We start from the raw sequence: 16,065 nt of genomic DNA, 5'->3' as shown, positions 1-16,065 counted from the left end.
AGATCGGCCATGATCAACAAGCCCAAGTCTCAATATCCGGCACCTTCGCAGCAGCCGTCTTCCCAGCAGCAGGTGTCCGTCAAGCGAAGGTCGGCCCGCCCCTTCGCCGATCTCGTCGGGCCGGCCCTGGCCGACGCCCTCAAGGCGCGCGGCTTCGCCACGGCTGATATCATAGGGCACTGGCCGGACATCGTCGGGACCCGCCTGTCGGCCCATTCCCTGCCCGTGAAGATCCAATGGCCGCCCCGCCCCAAGGGCGAAGCCTCCGATGCTGCCCCTGCCGCCGCAACCCTGATCCTGCGGGTGGAGAGCGCCTTCGCGCTCGAGGTCGAAATGTCGGCCGGCCAGATCATCGAGCGCATCAACGCGGTCTTCGGCTGGCGCTGTGTCGGAAAACTTCGCCTCAAGCAGGGGCCGGTGGACCATCCGGCGCCGCGGGAGAGGCCGAGGATTCCCGCCTTGCCTCCGGAGGCGTCCCGCCAATTGGCCAATGATCTCAGCGGCATCGAGAACCCCGCCTTGCGCGAAGCGCTGGAACGGCTGGGGCGGCAGGTTCGCGGCGCGCCCCGCCGCACCAAGCCGGTCACACCTACGTGAAGGCGGCCGGTCAGCCTGTTGCCATAATTGCAAGGCTCAAGTACCGCACACATAGAGTGCGCCCCAATATGCGCAATGATAAAGGACATGAGTCGCCGATGAGCCCGATGCTTTCCCGCCGCACCCTGATCGCAGCCCTTGCGGCGAGTCCGGCGCTTGCGGCCCTGCCCGCCCTCGCGGCCGACGACAAGGTCAGCCTGCTCGAACTGGCCGTGCCCGGCCCCATCCCCGACATCGCCCTCGGCAAGCCGGATGCGCCGGTCAAGGTCTATGAATATGCCTCGATGACCTGCCCCCATTGCGCGCGCTTTGCCAAGGACGTGTTTCCGGCGATCAAGGAAAAATACATCGACACGGGCAAGGTGCTGTGGACGATGCGCGAGTTCCCGCTCGATCCGCGTGCCACCGCCGCCTTCATGCTGGCGCGCTGCATCGCCAAGGATGCGCCGCCGGAGAAATATTACACCATGCTCGACGTCCTGTTCTCGCAGCAGGAGAGCTGGGCATTCGTCAGCGACGCCAAGCAGGTGCTTCCGGCCCTGTTCGGCATCGCCAAGCAGTCCGGTTTTACACAGGAACAGTTCCAGGCCTGCTTGAAAGACCAGACGCTCTATGCTGGCGTAAATGCCGTGAAGGAGCGTGGTTCTTCGGCTTTCGGTATCGACGGCACGCCGACCTTCTTCATCAACGGTATCAGGAAGGGCGGCGAGATCACGATCGACGAGTTCTCCAAGACCGTCGATCCGTTCCTCAAATCCTGAATGCAGTTCCGGCCCCGCCGGACTGCGGGGTGATGGATGAAACTAACCAAGCTCAGGCTTCTCGGCTTCAAGTCGTTTGTCGAACCCACGGATTTCCTGATCGAACCCGGTTTGACCGGCGTGGTCGGGCCGAACGGCTGCGGCAAGTCGAACCTGGTCGAGGCCCTGCGCTGGGTGATGGGCGAGAGCAGCCACAAGAACCTGCGCGCCGCCGAGATGGACGATGTCATCTTCGGCGGCTCGGGGAACCGGCCGCCGCGCAACATGGCCGAGGTGATGCTGACGGTCGAGAACAAGGACCGTACCGCTCCGGCCGCCTTCAACGACGCCGACATCCTGGAAATCTCCCGCCGCATCGAACGTGACCGCGGCTCCAACTACCGCATCAACGGCCGCGAAGTGCGCGCCCGCGACGTGCAGCTCATCTTCGCCGACGCCTCCACCGGCGCGCGCTCGCCCGCCATGGTGCGCCAGGGCCAGATCGCCGAACTGATCGCCGCCAAGCCGCAATCGCGCCGGCGCATCCTCGAGGAAGCGGCCGGCATCTCCGGCCTGCACACGCGCCGTCATGAGGCGGAGCTGCGGCTGAAGGCGGCCGAAAGCAATCTGGAGCGGCTCGAGGACGTGCTGACCCAGATCGAATCCCAGCTCGACAGCCTGAAGCGCCAGTCCCGCCAGGCCTTCCGCTATCGTGGCCTTTCCAATGAGATCCGGCAGGCCGAGGCCCTGCTCTTCCACATCGCCTTCGAGGAGGCGGGGCGGCTGGTGATCGAGGCGGAAAAACGTCTCGATCTCGACACCCGCACCGTGGCCGAACGCACGCGGGCTCAGGCCGAGGCGGCACGCCTGGCCGCCATCGCCGCCCATGAGATGCCGCCCTTGCGCGAAGCCGAGCATGCGGCTGGCACCGCCCTGCATCGCCTGGTGCTGGCACGCGAGCAATTGGACCAGGAGGAAAGGCGCGCCGGCGAGCGGCGCATCGAGCTCGACCACCGTATCAAGCAGGCCGGCGCCGACATCGCCCGCGAAAAGTCGATGATATCAGATGCCGGCACGATGCTGCAGCGCCTGACGGGCGAGGAGGCCGCCCTGAAGGCCGAGCAGGACGGCGCACAGGAACGCGCGGCCGAGGCCGCCGGCTTGCTGCGGGAAGCCGAAGCGGCCTTGGCCGAGCAGGAGAAGGCGATGGGCGAGGCCCAGGGGGCCCTGGCCGAACTCCAGGCGTCGCGCGCCCAGGCCGAGCGCAGCGAGCGCGAAGCCGCCGAGCGGGTGGTTCGCCTGGAACGCCAGCTAGCCGAGATCCAGCGCGAGAGCGAAGCCCTGCGCGCCGGATCGAACGCCGCTGCCATCGCCGAGACGCTGCAGGGTGAACTCGCCGCGCTGCAGGAGCGGCGCAGCCTGGCCGAACAGGCCGCCATGGAGGCCGAGGCTGCCCACGCCGAGGCGCGCGACGCGGAAGCCGCCACGCGAGCCCCGCTCCAGGAGGCCGAACGCATGGCCAATCGCCTGGAAACCGAGGCGCGGACCCTGGCCAAGCTGGTATTGACGCCGGCCGGCGCCAAATATCCCCCGATCGCCGACGTCCTTCAGGTCGCCAAGGGCTATGAGGTCGCGCTCGGTGCCGCCCTCGGCGAGGATATCGACGCGCCCACCGACCTCGACGCGCCGGCCCATTGGTCGGGCGCCGCCGTCGCGGACGGCGATCCGCTTCTGCCCGCCGGGGTGGAACCGCTGGCCGATTTCGTCCAGGCGCCCGAGAATCTGGCGCGCCGCCTGGCCCAGATCGGCATCGTGGATAGGGCGGACGGCCCCCGCCTCAAGCCCCTGCTCGCCCCCGGCCAGAGGCTGGTGAGCCGCGAGGGCGATCTTTGGCGCTGGGACGGATTCGTGGCCGCCGCCGAGGCCCCCTCGCCCGCCGCCCGGCGCCTGGCCGAGCGCAACCGCTTGGCCGAGCTCGAAGAACAGGCCCAGGCGGCCCGGGACGCCGTCGCTCCCCGTCGCCGCGAGGCGGAGATGGCGCAGGCCGCCTTGCGCCAGGCCGCGGAGCGTGAGCGCACCACGCGCGATGCCTGGCGCAGCTTTAGCCGCGAGGCCGACCAGTTGCGCGAGCGGGCCGTCGCGGCCGAGCGCCAGGCAGCCCAGCTCGCCAGCCGGCTGTCTGCCCTGGAAGAAGCCGGCAACCGCCTCGGTAGCGATCTCGCCGAGGCGCGCGAGGCCCGCGAGCGGACAAGGCAGGCTCTGTCGACGTTGCCCGACGGGAGTGCCCTCAATGCCCGCCTGCAGGAATTGCGCCAGGCCGTGGCGGAAGGCCGCGCCGAGGTGGCGGAGACGCGCGCCCAGGCCCAGACGCTGGCGCGCGAGGACGAATTGCGCGCAAGGCGCCTTGCCGCCATCGACCAGGAAAGCCAGTCCTGGAGAGACCGCCAGGAGAACGGCGCGGCCCAGATCGAGACATTGACCAGCCGCCTGACGGAACTGGAAATCGAGCGGGCGGAATATGACGATGCCCCGGTCGTCTTCGCGGCACGGCGACGGGGCCTGATCGCGGAAACCGAGATGGCGGAAGAGGCCCGCAAGATCGCCGCCGATCGCCTGGCAGAGGCCGAGACCCGCCTGGCCCAGACCGATCGCCAGGGCCGTGAAGCGCTGGTCGCCTTGAGCCAGGCTCGCGAGGAGCAGGTGCGCTCGGAGGAAAAGCTCGACGCCCTGCGCGCGCGCCGGTCCCAGATCGTCGCCGAGATCGAGGAGGCCCTGAACGTCGCGCCGACGGGCCTCCTGAAGCTCGCCAATCTCGCGGTCGACGCGCCGATCCCCGACCGGCGTGCGGTCGAGCGTACGCTCGAGGACGCCAAGCGCGAGCGCGAGCGCCTCGGCGCGGTCAATCTCAGGGCCGAGGACGAGCAGAAGGACGTGCAGACCCAGCTCGATGGCCTCGTCAGCGAGCGGGACGATCTGGTCGAGGCGATCAAGCGCCTGCGCCAGGCGATCGCCGGGCTCAACCGCGAGGGACGCGAAAGGCTGCTCGCCGCCTTCGACGTGGTCAACGGCCACTTCCAGCGCCTGTTCCAGACCTTGTTCGGCGGCGGCACGGCCGAGCTGCAACTCACCGAGTCGGACGACCCCCTCGAAGCCGGCCTCGAAATGTTGGCCCGGCCGCCGGGCAAGAAGCCGCAGACGCTGTCATTGCTTTCAGGCGGTGAGCAGGCCCTGACCGCGATGGCGCTGATCTTTGCGGTGTTCCTCACCAATCCGGCGCCGATCTGCGTGCTCGACGAAGTCGACGCGCCGCTTGATGACGCCAATGTCGAGCGCTTCTGCGATCTCCTCGATGCGATGATTCGCGAGACCGAGACGCGTTTCGTCACCATCACCCACAACCCGATCACCATGTCGCGCCAGAACCGCCTGTTCGGCGTCACCATGGCAGAACGCGGCGTCAGCCAGCTGGTCTCGGTCAATCTGAGCGAAGCCGAGAAGTTCCTGGAAGCGGTGTAATCCTGGTGTGCCGGTCTTCACTCTACTGTGTCACAAGATGAGGCGGCCTTTCTTTACCCTCCCCTCGATGGGGAGGGTCGGCCTGAAAGGCCGGGGTGGGGTGACGAGACGTTGGCTTCGATGACCAAAACAGTGAATTCTTGCGAAGAAGCCACCCCACCCCGACGCTTCGCGTCGACCCTCCCCATCGAGGGGAGGGTATGGTCGAGCTTCGTGACGCAGTAGTATTCAGACCGGCATGGAAATGCGACCCGTGTCCCCCCTCCGTTCCATCGAGAGATGGAGCGGGACCGGCACAACTTTCTACCCAAATATCGTACTGCCATGCCGGTCTGAGACCGGCACACCGAACCCACAATCTTCCCTTGCCGAATCCATAAGCAAGTGCTTATGTGTTCTGCATGACGCAGACAGACCTCTTTCGCGCCCTCGCCGATCCCACCCGCCGCGCCGTGTTCGAACGGCTGGCGGGCGGGGAGATGAGCGTTTCACAGATCAAGGCCGGCTTCGACGTTTCCCAGCCGGCGATCTCGCAGCATCTCGCGATCCTGCGCGAAGCCGGCCTGGTGGCCGAGCGGCGCGAAGGCCGCCTGGTGCATTACCGCGCTGCGCCCCAGGCGCTGGCGCCGCTGGCCGAATGGGTCGACCGCTATGCCAGCTTCTGGCCCGCGCGCATCGACAGACTCAAGGCCGTGCTGAAGGAGATGGACCAATGACGATCCTGAGCGATGCGACCACGGGGCCGGAGGACAAGACGGCGCCCGACGACCTCCACTTCGAGAGCGTGCTGGAAGCTCCGCCCGCCAAGGTCTGGCGTGCCCTTACCATTCCCGACTATGTCGCCGCCTGGTTGACGCCGACCGAGAACGGCACCGACGCCGCCCGTTCGTCGCGGCGGGATCTCAAGGAGCCCGAGTTGGTCGATTGTCGCCTGCTCGCCGCCGAGGCCCCGCAAATGCTGCGCTATGCCTGGAGCGAGAAGATGCAGGAGCGCGTGCTCGACAGCGTCGTCACCTTCGAGCTCGCGCCGCATGGCGAAGGTTCAACGCTGCTGCGCATCACCCAGGGCAGCTTCGTCCTGCGGCCCGTCGCCGCCAATCTCAACCAGCCGCCCCTGTTGCTGGCGGCCTGAGGATCCTGCAATGAACGCCCTCATTCCCATGGTGGTGGAACAGTCCACCCGCGGCGAACGCTCCTTCGACATCTTCTCGCGCCTCCTGCGCGAGCGCATCATCTTCATCAACGGGCCCGTCGATGACAGCGTCTCCGCCCTGGTCTGCGCGCAGCTCCTGTTCCTGGAGGCGGAGAACTCCAGGAAGGAGATCTCGCTCTACATCAACTCCCCCGGCGGATCGGTGACCAGCGGCTTCGCCATTTACGACACCATGCAGTTCATCAAGAGCCCGGTCTCGACGCTGTGCATGGGGTCGGCCTTCTCCCTCGGCTCCTTCATCCTGATGGCCGGCACGGCCGGCCGCCGCTTTGCCCTACCCAACGCCTCGATCATGGTGCACCAGCCTTCCGGCGGCTATCAGGGCCAGGCCAGCGACATGCTCATCCACGCCAACAACATCATCAAATCGAGAGCCCGCCTCAACGGGCTGTATGCCCAGCATTGCGGCCGAACTGTTGCGGAGGTCGAGGCGGCCATGGACCGCGACAATTTCATGTCCGCGGAGGAAGCCCAGGCCTGGGGCCTCGTGGACCATGTCGCGCCGGCGCGCCTTGAGGCAGCATGAGCGCCTGATTCTCGTGCCGGTTTGCGCACCGCCGCCCGTCTGGCGGCGGTGCGGAGCTTCAAGACGGGCTTGCATAGGCCGACACGGCCGAATGTGACGTCGCAACCATGGCTTGTCCGGGAGCAAAGCGCGTTTAGGCGTAACCGCTTCTTTGCTCTCATTCTTTGGTCCGACGTGTCCTTGCGATTCTTGCCGATTCCGACAAATCGCCAAACGCTTTGGCAGAAAAGCCGGCAGCCAATGGCTATTCTCCCCATTTTTTATTTGTTCTCAAAGACTTGGCATAATTTCGCCTCGCCTTGACACCGCAAGGGGGCGTGGGTATGGTCCCGCCGTTTTCAAGGGGGGCGTCCGGCTCTGTTTTGGCCGGCCAGGGAGCATGTTGCCGCAATGGCGAGCGACGAAGCGGACCAGGCCGGAAAATCCGGCAAAGACGAATCCCGCGATCGTGAATTGAACGAACGCTTGCGCCGTCTCGACGAGCGCCTCGGCTCCATCAAGGCCGGGGAAGCAGCCGAAGCGGCCAAGGCGCGTAAGCAGGAGGGCGATCCTTCTGCGATCGGCAAGGCCATGCGCCTCTCGTCCGAGTTCGTCGGCGGCATCGTCGCCGGTGGCTTGCTGGGATGGGTCGTGGATCGGTTTGCCGGTACTTCGCCGTGGGGGCTCATCATCTTTTTGATGCTCGGCTTCGCGGCAGGTGTCCGGAACTTGTTGCGCGCCTCGAATATGTTGGGCAAAACGCCCGACAAACAGGAATGAACCGGCGCCTTGCGCCACAATTGAAGACAGGGCCTCGCTGGCGATGCATAGTCCGATTACGCAGTTCGAGATCAAGCCGCTCTTCCATATCGGCAGCATCGCGTTCACCAATTCGGCTCTCTTCATGTTCCTGGCGGTGATCCTCATCGCGCTGGTGATGATCGCGACGACCTCCTCCCGCGCCACCGTGCCGGGCCGCTGGCAGTCCCTCGCCGAGACCTTCTACGAATTCGTGGCCGGCACCGTGCGTTCTTCGGCCGGGAACGAGGGCATGCGCTTCATGCCGCTGGTGTTCTCGCTCTTCATGTTCGTGCTGTTCTGCAACGTGCTCGGCCTGATCCCCGGCTTCTTCACCGTCACCAGCCACATCATCGTCACCTTCGCGCTGGCCGCCTTGGTGATCACCACGGTGATCCTCTACGGCTTCTACAAGAACGGCGCCCACTTCCTGAAGCTGTTCGTGCCCTCCGGTGTGCCGGCCGTGCTGCTGCCGCTGCTGGTGGCGATCGAGATCATCTCCTTCGTCTCGCGCCCGATCAGCCTCTCCGTCCGTCTGTTCGCCAACATGCTGGCCGGCCACATCGCCCTGAAGATCTTCGCCGGCTTCATCGTCATGCTCGCCAGTGCCGGCGTGGCGACGGCGATCCTCTCGCCCCTGCCCCTGCTTCTCGTGATCGCCCTGGTGGCGCTCGAAGTGCTGGTTGCCGTGCTGCAAGCCTATGTCTTCGCCACGCTGACCTGCATCTACCTCAATGACGCCCTTCACCCCGGCCATTGATCCCGTCTAAATCCAACAAAACCTACACCAACAGGAGTTCTCCATGGATCCCGTCGCAGCTAAGTATATCGGCGCTGGTCTCGCTTGCATCGGCATGGCCGGCGCTGGTATCGGCCTCGGCAACCTGTTCGGCCAGTTCCTCTCGGGCGCCCTGCGCAACCCGTCGGCTGCGGACGGCCAGCGCGGTACGCTGCTCCTCGGCTTCGCTCTGACCGAAGCTCTCGGCATCTTCTCGCTGCTCGTCGCTCTGCTGCTCCTGTTCGCAGTCTGATCCGCGCCAGCCGCACCAACGAGGACGGCTTTCGCGATCAGAATTCGCGAGGCCGTTCATCGTTTCAGTGGCTAAAGCGTTTTGCGATCTGGCGGCTACGCCAAGAACCGCAAAGACGCATCGGACCCAGGTGCTGGAGCAAACAGGCGTTTCCGTTCAAACGCGCTTTGCTCTAGGAATGGCAGCAATTCCATCTGTTTGTGGCTCTATCTGTTTGTAGCTTGGCCTGCAAAGACATGAGTGCACATCCGTTGAAGGTGTTTCATGGCTGAAAGTCACGCAGGAACCGAGGTTCCCGGCGATGCACATGGGGCCAAGGGCGCATTTCCGCCCTTCGACAGCTCGTCCTTTGCCTCACAGCTCGTGTGGCTGGTCATCGCTTTCGGGCTTCTCTACATCCTGATGTCGAAGATCGCGCTGCCGCGCATCGCCGGCATCCTCTCCGAGCGGTCGGCTAAGATCGCCGCGGACCTTGCGGCTGCCCAGAAGGCCAAGGCGGACAGTGACGAGGCCGTGGCCTCCTATCAGACCGCGCTGATCAAGGCCCGCGCCAAGGCGCAGAGCATCGCGGCCGAGACCCGTGCTGCCGTGACCGCCGAAACGGACACCACCCGCAAGTCGCTCGAAGCCGATCTCTCGGCCAAGCTGGCGGCAGCGGAGGCCAAGATCCTGGCGACCAAGCAGGCTGCCCTCGGCAACGTCAACGGCATCGCCGTCGACGCCACCACCGCCATCGTCGAGCAGTTGCTCGGCAAGGCGCCCGAGCCGCAGACGGTGCAGTCCGCCGTCGACGCCGCCATGGCCAAGTAAGGAGGCGGGCGTGATCGAATATTTCGCCGAGATGATCCATGAACTCTTCAACCCTGCCGGGCCGGAGTTCTACATCCTCATCGCCACGCTGATCTTCCTGGCCATTGCCTGGAAGCTCGGCGCCTTCGGGCAGATCGGCAAGGGCCTCGACGCCCGCGGCAACGCCGTGCGCGCCGAACTCGAACAGGCTCGCTCCCTGCGCGAGGAAGCCCAGAAGCTGCTGGCCGACTATCAGAAGAAGCAGAAGGAAGCGGAAGCCGAGGCTGCTGCGATGATCGAGGCTGCCAAGGCCGAGGCCGAGCGCTTCAAGGCCGAGCAGATCGCCAAGATCGAGGACTTCGTCGCCCGCCGCACCCGCTTGGCCGATCAGAAGATCGCCCAGGCCGAAACCTCTGCTGTGGCCGAGGTCAAGGCCGCTGCCGCGGATGCCGCCGTCAAGGCTGCCACCACGATCCTTGCCGACCAGCCCGCTGCCAGCGCCAGCAACCTGATGTCGGCCGCCCTCAACGAAGTGCGCGCCAAGCTCAACTGAGCGACATCGACCACATCCCGAAAAGCCGCCCGCCGAAAGGCTGGCGGCTTTTTCTTTTGCGAGGCGAAGGTAGAGTCGATTCTCCTTCTCCCCTTGCGGGAGAAGGTACCCCGAAGGGGCGGATGAGGGGTTTTGCCACGCATACCGAGTATGGGGCGTCCACCCCTCATCCGGCTGCCGCCACCTTCTCCCGCAAGGGGAGAAGGGACTTTATCTTGATGGGCGGTGATCACATCATTGCTGCTGCGGCAGGCCCTTCGCCGTCTTGGCTGCCCGAACCAGATTGACGAATTCGGCGCGGTAGCCATAGGGGTCGTCGCCCTTGGCACCGGCTGCGAGCGCGATGATATCGTCCAGCTTCAACGTGCCGGCATATTTGCTGCCGCGCAGCCATTCGCCGAAACCGGCCACGGCGACAGAGAAGCGCGCATTTCATCGCAGAACGAGACGCGACTGCCCGCGTAGCGATCATAGCTCGCCTCCGGTCGCGCCGGTGCCTCCTGACGATACAATCCCTACAGGCTCGCCAGCGTCGCCTTCAATCTCTCGATCAGCAGGGCCGCGTTGTCATGGGAGAACACCATCGGCGGGCGGATCTTCAGGCTGTGGCCCTCCCGGCCGGTGGCGCTGATCAGCACCTGGCGCTCGCGCAGGCCGTTGACGATGGCGGCGGCCGCCGCGGCATCGGGAGCGCCCTTGGCGTCGACGATGTCGGCCCCGATGAACAGGCCCGCCCCGCGCACTTCGCCGATGCGGCCATCGTGCGCAGCGAGATCCTCCAGTCCGCTCTTAAGCGCGGCGCCGACGTCACGGGCACTCGCGATCAAGCTTTCATTCTCGATGACGTCGAGCACGGCCATGCCCACCGCGCAGGAGACCGGATTGCCGCCGAAGGTATTGAAATAGCGCACTTCGCGGCCAAAGGCTTCCAGATGCTCGGGCCGTGCCGCCATGGCCGCCATCGGATGGCCATCGCCCATCGGCTTGCCCATGGTGACGAGATCGGGAACCAGGCCATGCCGGGCAAAGCCCCACATGCCGGCGCCGGTCCGACCGAAGCCGGGCTGGACCTCGTCGGCGATGAAGAGGCCGCCGGCGGCCCGGATGGCCTTCACGGCCGGGCGCAGGAAGCCCGGCGGATCTACGAAGACGCCGTCGCTAGAAAAGATGGTGTCGACCAGCAGCGCCGAGGGCCGGATGCCATGCGCCGCCATATCGGCAATGGCGGCCTTGACCCCATGCGCGAACCCCTCGCCGCTGGTGTCGGCGGAGGTGGGTGCGGGCACCACCCGCACCGTTTCGCCGATCGGGGCGCCCGCGCCGAGCGAGGGCGACATGTGGGCGAGCACGTCGGTCACGCCGTGATAGGCATTCTCGGTGACGATGACGCCCGTGCCGCCTGTCGCCGCCTTGGCCACCCGCAAGGCGAGGTCATTGGCCTCGCTGCCGGTGCAGGTGAACATGATGTTGGCGATCTCGGCCGGCATGGTCGCGACCAGCCGCTCGGCATAGTCGAGAATGCCGTCGGTGACGTAGCGCGTGTGGGTGTTGAGCGTCCCGGCCTGGCGCGCCAGCGCCGCCACCACATGCGGGTGGCAATGGCCGACGCTGGCGACATTGTTATAGGCGTCGAGATAGGCCGTGCCGTCGGGCCCGTAGAGCCAGACACCCTCGCCCCTGACCACATGAACGGGATGGGCATAGAACAGGCGATAGGCGGGACCGAGCACGCGCCGGCGGCGCTCGATCAGGGCCGCTTCCTCGGCGGCGAATCCGGCCATATTGCTGGGATCGAAGGCATTGACCATCGTCATGAGGGGCGATCCTTGCTCAGATAAAGGTGGAATTCGTCCGCCGCCTGATCAGGCGAGAGCGAGCGCGCCGCCGCCAGGCCCGCCCAGGCCCGGCCGGCATTGCGCATGATGTAGTCGCGATTGTCCGGCTCCAGCGTGCAGCGCCAGGCCGTGATGATGGCCGTCAGCGTCATGCGCCCCTGGATGAGATCGAACAGGCAGGCGATCTCCTTGTCCTGGAGCGGCAAGACGCTGTTGTAGCCGGCGACGAATTGCTTGACCGGCTCCAGGAACGTGTCCCCTGCCCCGACATGATAGGAGGCGGACACGCCGACTTCGTTGACGAGGGGCGCCCGCACCATGTCGCCGAAATCGATGATGCCGGCGAGCTGGTCCAGTGCTCCATCGCTTCCCGGGCCGACCAATATGTTCGAGGGATTGAAGTCGTTGTGGATGACCTGCGTCCGGAGCCCGGCCGTGAGAGGCAGGGTGCGGGCCTCGAGCCGGTCCAGCACGGCAGTGACGAGGGCACGACGCTCCTCGTCCTCGACATGGACGACCAGCGGCCGCAGACTGGGCGCGTGGGTGAGGTCCCACAAAAGGTCGGCCGGGCTGCCGGCATGCTCAAAGCCGTCCAAGGCAAGGTCGAGGCGGGCGAGGCCGGCACCGAGATTACGGCGAAGCGCCGGGCCGCGTTCGAGCTTGGCCAGCGGTGTGCCCGGCAGATAGGTCAGCACGCGCACCAGGCGCGGCGGCTGCCCTCCCTCTTCCAGCCGGAAATAGGCTTGGCCGGCCTGCGTGCAGACCACCCGCGGCACCGGCAGATCGGCATCATGCCGGGCGATATGCAGCAGGGCCTGCGTCTGGAAATCGGTCACCGCCACGTCTTCGGCCGGGTTGACGATCTTCAGGAGAAACTCGCCCCCGCTGCGCGCCAGGAGGCGGAAATTGCTGTCGCGCTCGCCGATCAGGGGGAAGGCTTCGACGTCGAGGGCATAGTGATCGCGGATGAGGGCCTCGGCACGCACCTTGGAAACAGGCGGGGCCGGCGTGGAGAGAACGGTCGATGTCTGTGGAGGCGCCATGGCACCCTCCGTCTCCCATCCCTCAGGCGGCAACGCAACCCCTGGATGCGGAGAGAGCCCAAGTAATGGTCGGTAAATCGACCAGGGTGCATCTCGTCTAATAGGTCGGCGGTGTGATCGCGCTGACGATCTCGCTGCGCCCGTCCGAGATGTTGCGGAAACGGTGCGGCAGCCGGCTATCGAAATAATAGCCGTCGCCCGGCCCCAGTACCTCGACCCTGCCGTCGACGGTGATCTCGATGGCCCCGCTCAGCACCATGCCGCCTTCCTGCGCCGAATGGGCATAGGCCTCGCCTGAATCGGCACCGGGCGCGTAGGCCTCATGCAGCAGCAGCATGGATTTGTTGGGATAATCCAGGCCGATGACGCGATGGGAAATCGCGTCCGGCTGTCCGATCTCGGTCAGGTCGGCCGCCCGGTAAAAGGGGCTTTGCGGCAGTGCGGATTTGAGGTCGATGAAAAAGCCCGGCAGCGTCGTGCCGAGCGCATCGAGAACGGCCCGCAGCGTGTCGAGCGAGGGGCTGATCAGGTCCCGCTCGATCAGCGATACCGAGGAATGCGACACGCCCGAGCGCAGGGCGACCTCCCTGACGCTGAGCTTGCGCCGGTGGCGCAATTCGCGCAGCTTGTCTCCGATCTTCATCGTCCCCCTCCGGCCTTCCCAGCATTGGCGCGGTGAATATATTGAACAAGCCCGTCGGGGGCAATTGCGCCGGGCGCTGACGGTGGCAAGTCTTGCGCACCTCGCTTCCCAGAGCATTTTCCCAGGAAGTCGGTCGACTTCTCGATTGAGAAAATGCGTCGAAACAAAGAATTAGAGAAAAGGCCAGCAATGCTCGACGCCGCCATCCAAGCCCGCATCATCCCTATCAAGGCACCGGGGCGCAGCGCCCTGACCGACAATGCTCCCGTGGAAGCCACCGTGAAGCAGGTGATCGACGAGGTGCGCAAGCGTGGCGACGCAGCGCTGCGCGACTATTCGCGCGAGTTCGACAAGGTCGATGTCGAACGCTTCGAAGTGACCGCCGCCGAGCGCCAGGCCGCCGTGGATGCGCTCGACCCGCAGACCCGCGCCGATACCGAATTCGCCATCGAGCGGGTGCGCGCCTTTGCGCAGGCCCAGCGCGCCACGCTCCAGCCTTTGGAGATCGAGGCCCTGCCGGGGCTGCATCTCGGCCATCGCATCATCCCGATCGCCCGTGTCGGCGCCTATGTGCCCGGCGGGCGCTATCCGCTGCTGTCGGCGCCGGTGATGACCATCGTGCCCGCCAAGGTCGCCGGCTGCGACGAGGTGATCGCCTGCCTGCCGCCGGGCGCCCACCAGGCCATGATCGCCGGCTGCCATCTCTCCGGCGCCGATCGCATCTTCCGGATCGGCGGGGCCCAGGCCATCGCGGCCATGGCCTATGGTACCGAGAGCATCCCGGCCGTCGACAAGATCTTCGGGCCCGGCAATGCCTTCGTCAACGAGGCCAAGCGCCAGGTCTTCGGCCTGGTCGGCATCGACCAGCTCGCCGGCCCTAGCGAGATCTTCGTGGTGGCCGACGAGACGGGAGACGCGGTCACCATCGCCGTCGACCTGCTGGCCCAGGCCGAACACGACGTGCGCACCCGCGTTGGCCTGATCACCACCGACAGGGCTCTCGCCGAAGCGACCCTGGCCGAAGTCGAGCGCCAGCTTGCCAACCTGCCCACCGCCGACGTCGCCGGCCCCGCCTGGCGCGACTACGGCGAGATCGTGCTGTGCGAGGACGAAGCGGCCATGCTGGCCTATTCGGATTTCATCGCCGCCGAGCACCTGCAGGTCCATACGCGCGACGCCCATGCCACAGCGGCCAGGCTGCGCAATTACGGCTCGCTGTTCATCGGCGTCTCGGCCAGCGTGGTCTATTCGGACAAGTGCTGCGGCACCAACCACACCTTGCCGACCATGGCCGCGGGGCGCTACACAGGAGGCCTGTGGGTCGGATCCTACCTCAAGACCTGCACCCATCAGTGGCTGGACGAGCGCGGCGTCGCCGCAGTCGCCCCGCCGGCCATCCGGCAGAGCGCCAGCGAGGGGCTGGAGGGCCATCGCCGGGCGGCAGCCTTGCGCCTCGCTCCCAAGCAATTGCTTGCGGAGATCGGCGTCTAATTTTTTCACCGGACGCGGGCGCTGCCATTGCCATCGGCGGCCTCGCGGGTTCCGATGAGAGCATTCCATGCGGCGGCGAGCCGCGTGCAACAGACGAAGCGGGCCCTTTCCTTAGGAAAGCGACACCGCGACGCACACCAGAGACCGAACCAGTGGGGAAGACCGCAATGCGCTTTAGACACCTTCTTCTTGCCTCCGGCATCGCCTTGGGCACCGCTCTTGCCGGCGGCGCGGGCGCTTCGGCGCGCGACCTGACCGTCGTATCCTGGGGCGGGAACTACCAGGACGCCCAGCGCAAGATCTATTTCAAGCCCTTCTCCGAGAAGACCGGCAAGCCGGTGCTCGACGAGGCCTGGGACGGCGGCATCGGCGTGCTGCAGGCCAAGGTCAAGGCCGGCACGCCCAATTGGGACGCCGTCCAGGTCGAAGCCGAGGAACTGGCGATCGGCTGCGCCGACGGCATCTACGAGACGCTCGACTGGAACAAGCTCGGCGGCAAGGACAAGTTCATCGACAGCGCCGTCAGCGATTGCGGAGTGGGCGCCATCGTCTGGTCGACCCAGCTCGCCTATGACGGCGACAAGCTGAAGGAAGCGCCGAAATCCTGGGCCGATTTCTGGGACACCAAGAAGTTCCCGGGCAAGCGCGCCCTGCGCCGCGGCCCCAAATACGCTCTTGAATTCGCGCTGATGGCCGATGGCGTGGCGCCCAAGGACGTCTATACGGTGCTGCGCACGCCCGAGGGCGTCGACCGCGCCTTCAAGAAGCTCGGCGAGATCAAGAGCGACATGGTCTGGTGGGAATCAGGCGCCCAGCCGCTCCAGCTCCTGAAGTCGGGCCAGGTGGTGATGACCTCGGCCTATAATGGCCGCATCACCGGCATCAACAAGACCGAGGGCACGCATTTCAAGGGCGTGTGGCCGGGCTCGATCTACGCGGTCGACAGCTGGGTGATCCTCAAGGGCAGCCCGAACAAGGATGCGGCGATGGACTTCATCGCCTTCGCCAGCCTGCCGGAGAACCAGTCCAAGCTGCCGCAGGACATCGCCTACGGCCTGCCCAACAAGGCAGCCGCCGCGGCAGTGCCCGCCGATCTCGCCGTCGACCTGCCGACCTCGCCGGCCAACATGACGGATTCGGTCTCCATCGACACCGAATTCTGGAACGACAACATCGAGGACCTGACCAAGCGTTTCAACGCCTGGCTGGGGCAGTAGAGAATACGAAGGTTTGGTCATTCCGGCGCGTTGCGGCATGGAATGCTGCAACGCTGACCCGGAATCGCGTTGAATTCAGCCCTATTGTGCTTGC

Annotated in this window: 16 protein-coding genes and 1 pseudogene; 13 read left to right on the top strand and 4 right to left on the bottom strand. The window is 66.0% G+C overall.

Going from position 1 to position 16,065, the window contains the following annotated elements; translation table 11 throughout:
- Nucleotides 1–9: 9 nt before the first annotated feature.
- From J8I29_RS12385 to J8I29_RS12335, 11 genes are all read left to right on the top strand, one after another.
- The gene (locus J8I29_RS12385) at nt 10–597 is read left to right on the top strand and encodes a DciA family protein (protein WP_209431863.1); all 588 of its coding nucleotides are present in this window, start codon (nt 10–12) and stop codon (nt 595–597) included.
- Nucleotides 598–695: 98 nt separating this feature from the next.
- Entirely contained in the window at nt 696–1,358 is a 663-nt protein-coding gene (locus J8I29_RS12380) for a DsbA family protein (protein ID WP_105862374.1), read from the top strand.
- Nucleotides 1,359–1,394: 36 nt separating this feature from the next.
- Nucleotides 1,395–4,853, top strand: coding sequence for a chromosome segregation protein SMC (gene smc, locus J8I29_RS12375; protein ID WP_209431862.1), 3,459 nt, complete (start codon nt 1,395–1,397; stop codon nt 4,851–4,853).
- A gap of 401 nt (nt 4,854–5,254) precedes the next feature.
- Nucleotides 5,255–5,569, top strand: coding sequence for a metalloregulator ArsR/SmtB family transcription factor (locus J8I29_RS12370; RefSeq protein ID WP_209431861.1), 315 nt, complete (start codon nt 5,255–5,257; stop codon nt 5,567–5,569).
- Nucleotides 5,566–5,985 (top strand): SRPBCC domain-containing protein, encoded by a 420-nt coding sequence (locus J8I29_RS12365; protein ID WP_209431860.1) that lies wholly within the window; start codon nt 5,566–5,568, stop codon nt 5,983–5,985. The genes J8I29_RS12370 and J8I29_RS12365 overlap by 4 nt, the downstream gene beginning before the upstream one ends.
- Before the next feature lie 10 nt (nt 5,986–5,995).
- A complete protein-coding gene (locus tag J8I29_RS12360; RefSeq protein WP_209431859.1) occupies nt 5,996–6,592 on the top strand; it encodes an ATP-dependent Clp protease proteolytic subunit in 597 nt (198 codons plus the stop codon).
- Nucleotides 6,593–6,982: 390 nt separating this feature from the next.
- Complete coding sequence (locus J8I29_RS30420; protein ID WP_209431858.1) at nt 6,983–7,351, top strand: AtpZ/AtpI family protein; 369 nt, start codon at nt 6,983–6,985, stop codon at nt 7,349–7,351.
- A gap of 37 nt (nt 7,352–7,388) precedes the next feature.
- Nucleotides 7,389–8,129 (top strand): F0F1 ATP synthase subunit A, encoded by a 741-nt coding sequence (locus tag J8I29_RS12350; protein ID WP_181161162.1) that lies wholly within the window; start codon nt 7,389–7,391, stop codon nt 8,127–8,129.
- Nucleotides 8,130–8,172: 43 nt separating this feature from the next.
- Nucleotides 8,173–8,400, top strand: coding sequence for a F0F1 ATP synthase subunit C (locus J8I29_RS12345; RefSeq protein WP_068291855.1), 228 nt, complete (start codon nt 8,173–8,175; stop codon nt 8,398–8,400).
- 264 nt (nt 8,401–8,664) lie between these two features.
- Complete coding sequence (locus tag J8I29_RS12340) at nt 8,665–9,210, top strand: F0F1 ATP synthase subunit B (RefSeq protein ID WP_105862380.1); 546 nt, start codon at nt 8,665–8,667, stop codon at nt 9,208–9,210.
- A gap of 31 nt (nt 9,211–9,241) precedes the next feature.
- Nucleotides 9,242–9,742 carry an ATP F0F1 synthase subunit B gene (locus tag J8I29_RS12335; RefSeq protein ID WP_105862598.1) on the top strand — a complete coding sequence of 167 codons (501 nt, stop codon included), beginning with the start codon at nt 9,242–9,244 and terminating at the stop codon, nt 9,740–9,742.
- Between the two features lie 234 nt (nt 9,743–9,976).
- On the opposite strand, the pseudogene J8I29_RS12330 reads toward J8I29_RS12335, so the two are convergent.
- From J8I29_RS12330 to J8I29_RS12315, 4 genes and pseudogenes are all read right to left on the bottom strand, one after another.
- A pseudogene (locus tag J8I29_RS12330) lies at nt 9,977–10,162 on the bottom strand (YfbK domain-containing protein); the annotation flags it as partial.
- Between the two features lie 95 nt (nt 10,163–10,257).
- Nucleotides 10,258–11,556 (bottom strand): aminotransferase class III-fold pyridoxal phosphate-dependent enzyme, encoded by a 1,299-nt coding sequence (locus tag J8I29_RS12325; RefSeq protein ID WP_209431856.1) that lies wholly within the window; start codon nt 11,554–11,556, stop codon nt 10,258–10,260.
- Nucleotides 11,553–12,620 carry a phosphotransferase gene (locus J8I29_RS12320; protein WP_209431855.1) on the bottom strand — a complete coding sequence of 356 codons (1,068 nt, stop codon included), beginning with the start codon at nt 12,618–12,620 and terminating at the stop codon, nt 11,553–11,555. Before J8I29_RS12320 ends, J8I29_RS12325 begins: the two co-directional genes overlap by 4 nt.
- Before the next feature lie 97 nt (nt 12,621–12,717).
- A complete protein-coding gene (locus J8I29_RS12315) occupies nt 12,718–13,263 on the bottom strand; it encodes a cupin domain-containing protein (protein WP_209431854.1) in 546 nt (181 codons plus the stop codon).
- A gap of 189 nt (nt 13,264–13,452) precedes the next feature.
- On the opposite strand from J8I29_RS12315, the gene hisD reads away from it, so the two are divergent.
- The gene (hisD, locus tag J8I29_RS12310; RefSeq protein WP_209431853.1) at nt 13,453–14,754 is read left to right on the top strand and encodes a histidinol dehydrogenase; all 1,302 of its coding nucleotides are present in this window, start codon (nt 13,453–13,455) and stop codon (nt 14,752–14,754) included.
- Nucleotides 14,755–14,921: 167 nt separating this feature from the next.
- Nucleotides 14,922–15,971 carry an ABC transporter substrate-binding protein gene (locus J8I29_RS12305; protein WP_105862386.1) on the top strand — a complete coding sequence of 350 codons (1,050 nt, stop codon included), beginning with the start codon at nt 14,922–14,924 and terminating at the stop codon, nt 15,969–15,971.
- The last annotated feature ends 94 nt before the right edge of the window (nt 15,972–16,065 follow it).

The organism is Labrys sp. LIt4, from assembly GCF_017813775.1.
Taxonomy (GTDB): Bacteria; Pseudomonadota; Alphaproteobacteria; order Rhizobiales; family Labraceae; genus Labrys; species Labrys okinawensis_A.
The sequence above is the reverse complement of the archived record's forward strand: the minus strand, read 5'-3'. Positions and strand labels throughout refer to the sequence as shown.

Excerpts from the sequence above, each read along its gene's own strand:
- J8I29_RS12385 (WP_209431863.1), top strand. The coding sequence starts at position 10 with ATGATCAACAAGCCCAAGTCTCAATATCCGGCACCTTCGCAGCAGCCG.
- J8I29_RS12380 (WP_105862374.1), top strand. The coding sequence starts at position 696 with ATGAGCCCGATGCTTTCCCGCCGCACCCTGATCGCAGCCCTTGCGGCG.
- smc (WP_209431862.1), top strand. The coding sequence starts at position 1,395 with ATGAAACTAACCAAGCTCAGGCTTCTCGGCTTCAAGTCGTTTGTCGAA.
- J8I29_RS12370 (WP_209431861.1), top strand. The coding sequence starts at position 5,255 with ATGACGCAGACAGACCTCTTTCGCGCCCTCGCCGATCCCACCCGCCGC.
- J8I29_RS12365 (WP_209431860.1), top strand. The coding sequence starts at position 5,566 with ATGACGATCCTGAGCGATGCGACCACGGGGCCGGAGGACAAGACGGCG.
- J8I29_RS12360 (WP_209431859.1), top strand. The coding sequence starts at position 5,996 with ATGAACGCCCTCATTCCCATGGTGGTGGAACAGTCCACCCGCGGCGAA.
- J8I29_RS30420 (WP_209431858.1), top strand. The coding sequence starts at position 6,983 with ATGGCGAGCGACGAAGCGGACCAGGCCGGAAAATCCGGCAAAGACGAA.
- J8I29_RS12345 (WP_068291855.1), top strand. The coding sequence starts at position 8,173 with ATGGATCCCGTCGCAGCTAAGTATATCGGCGCTGGTCTCGCTTGCATC.
- J8I29_RS12340 (WP_105862380.1), top strand. The coding sequence starts at position 8,665 with ATGGCTGAAAGTCACGCAGGAACCGAGGTTCCCGGCGATGCACATGGG.
- J8I29_RS12335 (WP_105862598.1), top strand. The coding sequence starts at position 9,242 with ATGATCCATGAACTCTTCAACCCTGCCGGGCCGGAGTTCTACATCCTC.
- J8I29_RS12325 (WP_209431856.1), bottom strand. The coding sequence starts at position 11,556 with ATGACGATGGTCAATGCCTTCGATCCCAGCAATATGGCCGGATTCGCC.
- J8I29_RS12320 (WP_209431855.1), bottom strand. The coding sequence starts at position 12,620 with ATGGCGCCTCCACAGACATCGACCGTTCTCTCCACGCCGGCCCCGCCT.
- J8I29_RS12315 (WP_209431854.1), bottom strand. The coding sequence starts at position 13,263 with ATGAAGATCGGAGACAAGCTGCGCGAATTGCGCCACCGGCGCAAGCTC.
- hisD (WP_209431853.1), top strand. The coding sequence starts at position 13,453 with ATGCTCGACGCCGCCATCCAAGCCCGCATCATCCCTATCAAGGCACCG.
- J8I29_RS12305 (WP_105862386.1), top strand. The coding sequence starts at position 14,922 with ATGCGCTTTAGACACCTTCTTCTTGCCTCCGGCATCGCCTTGGGCACC.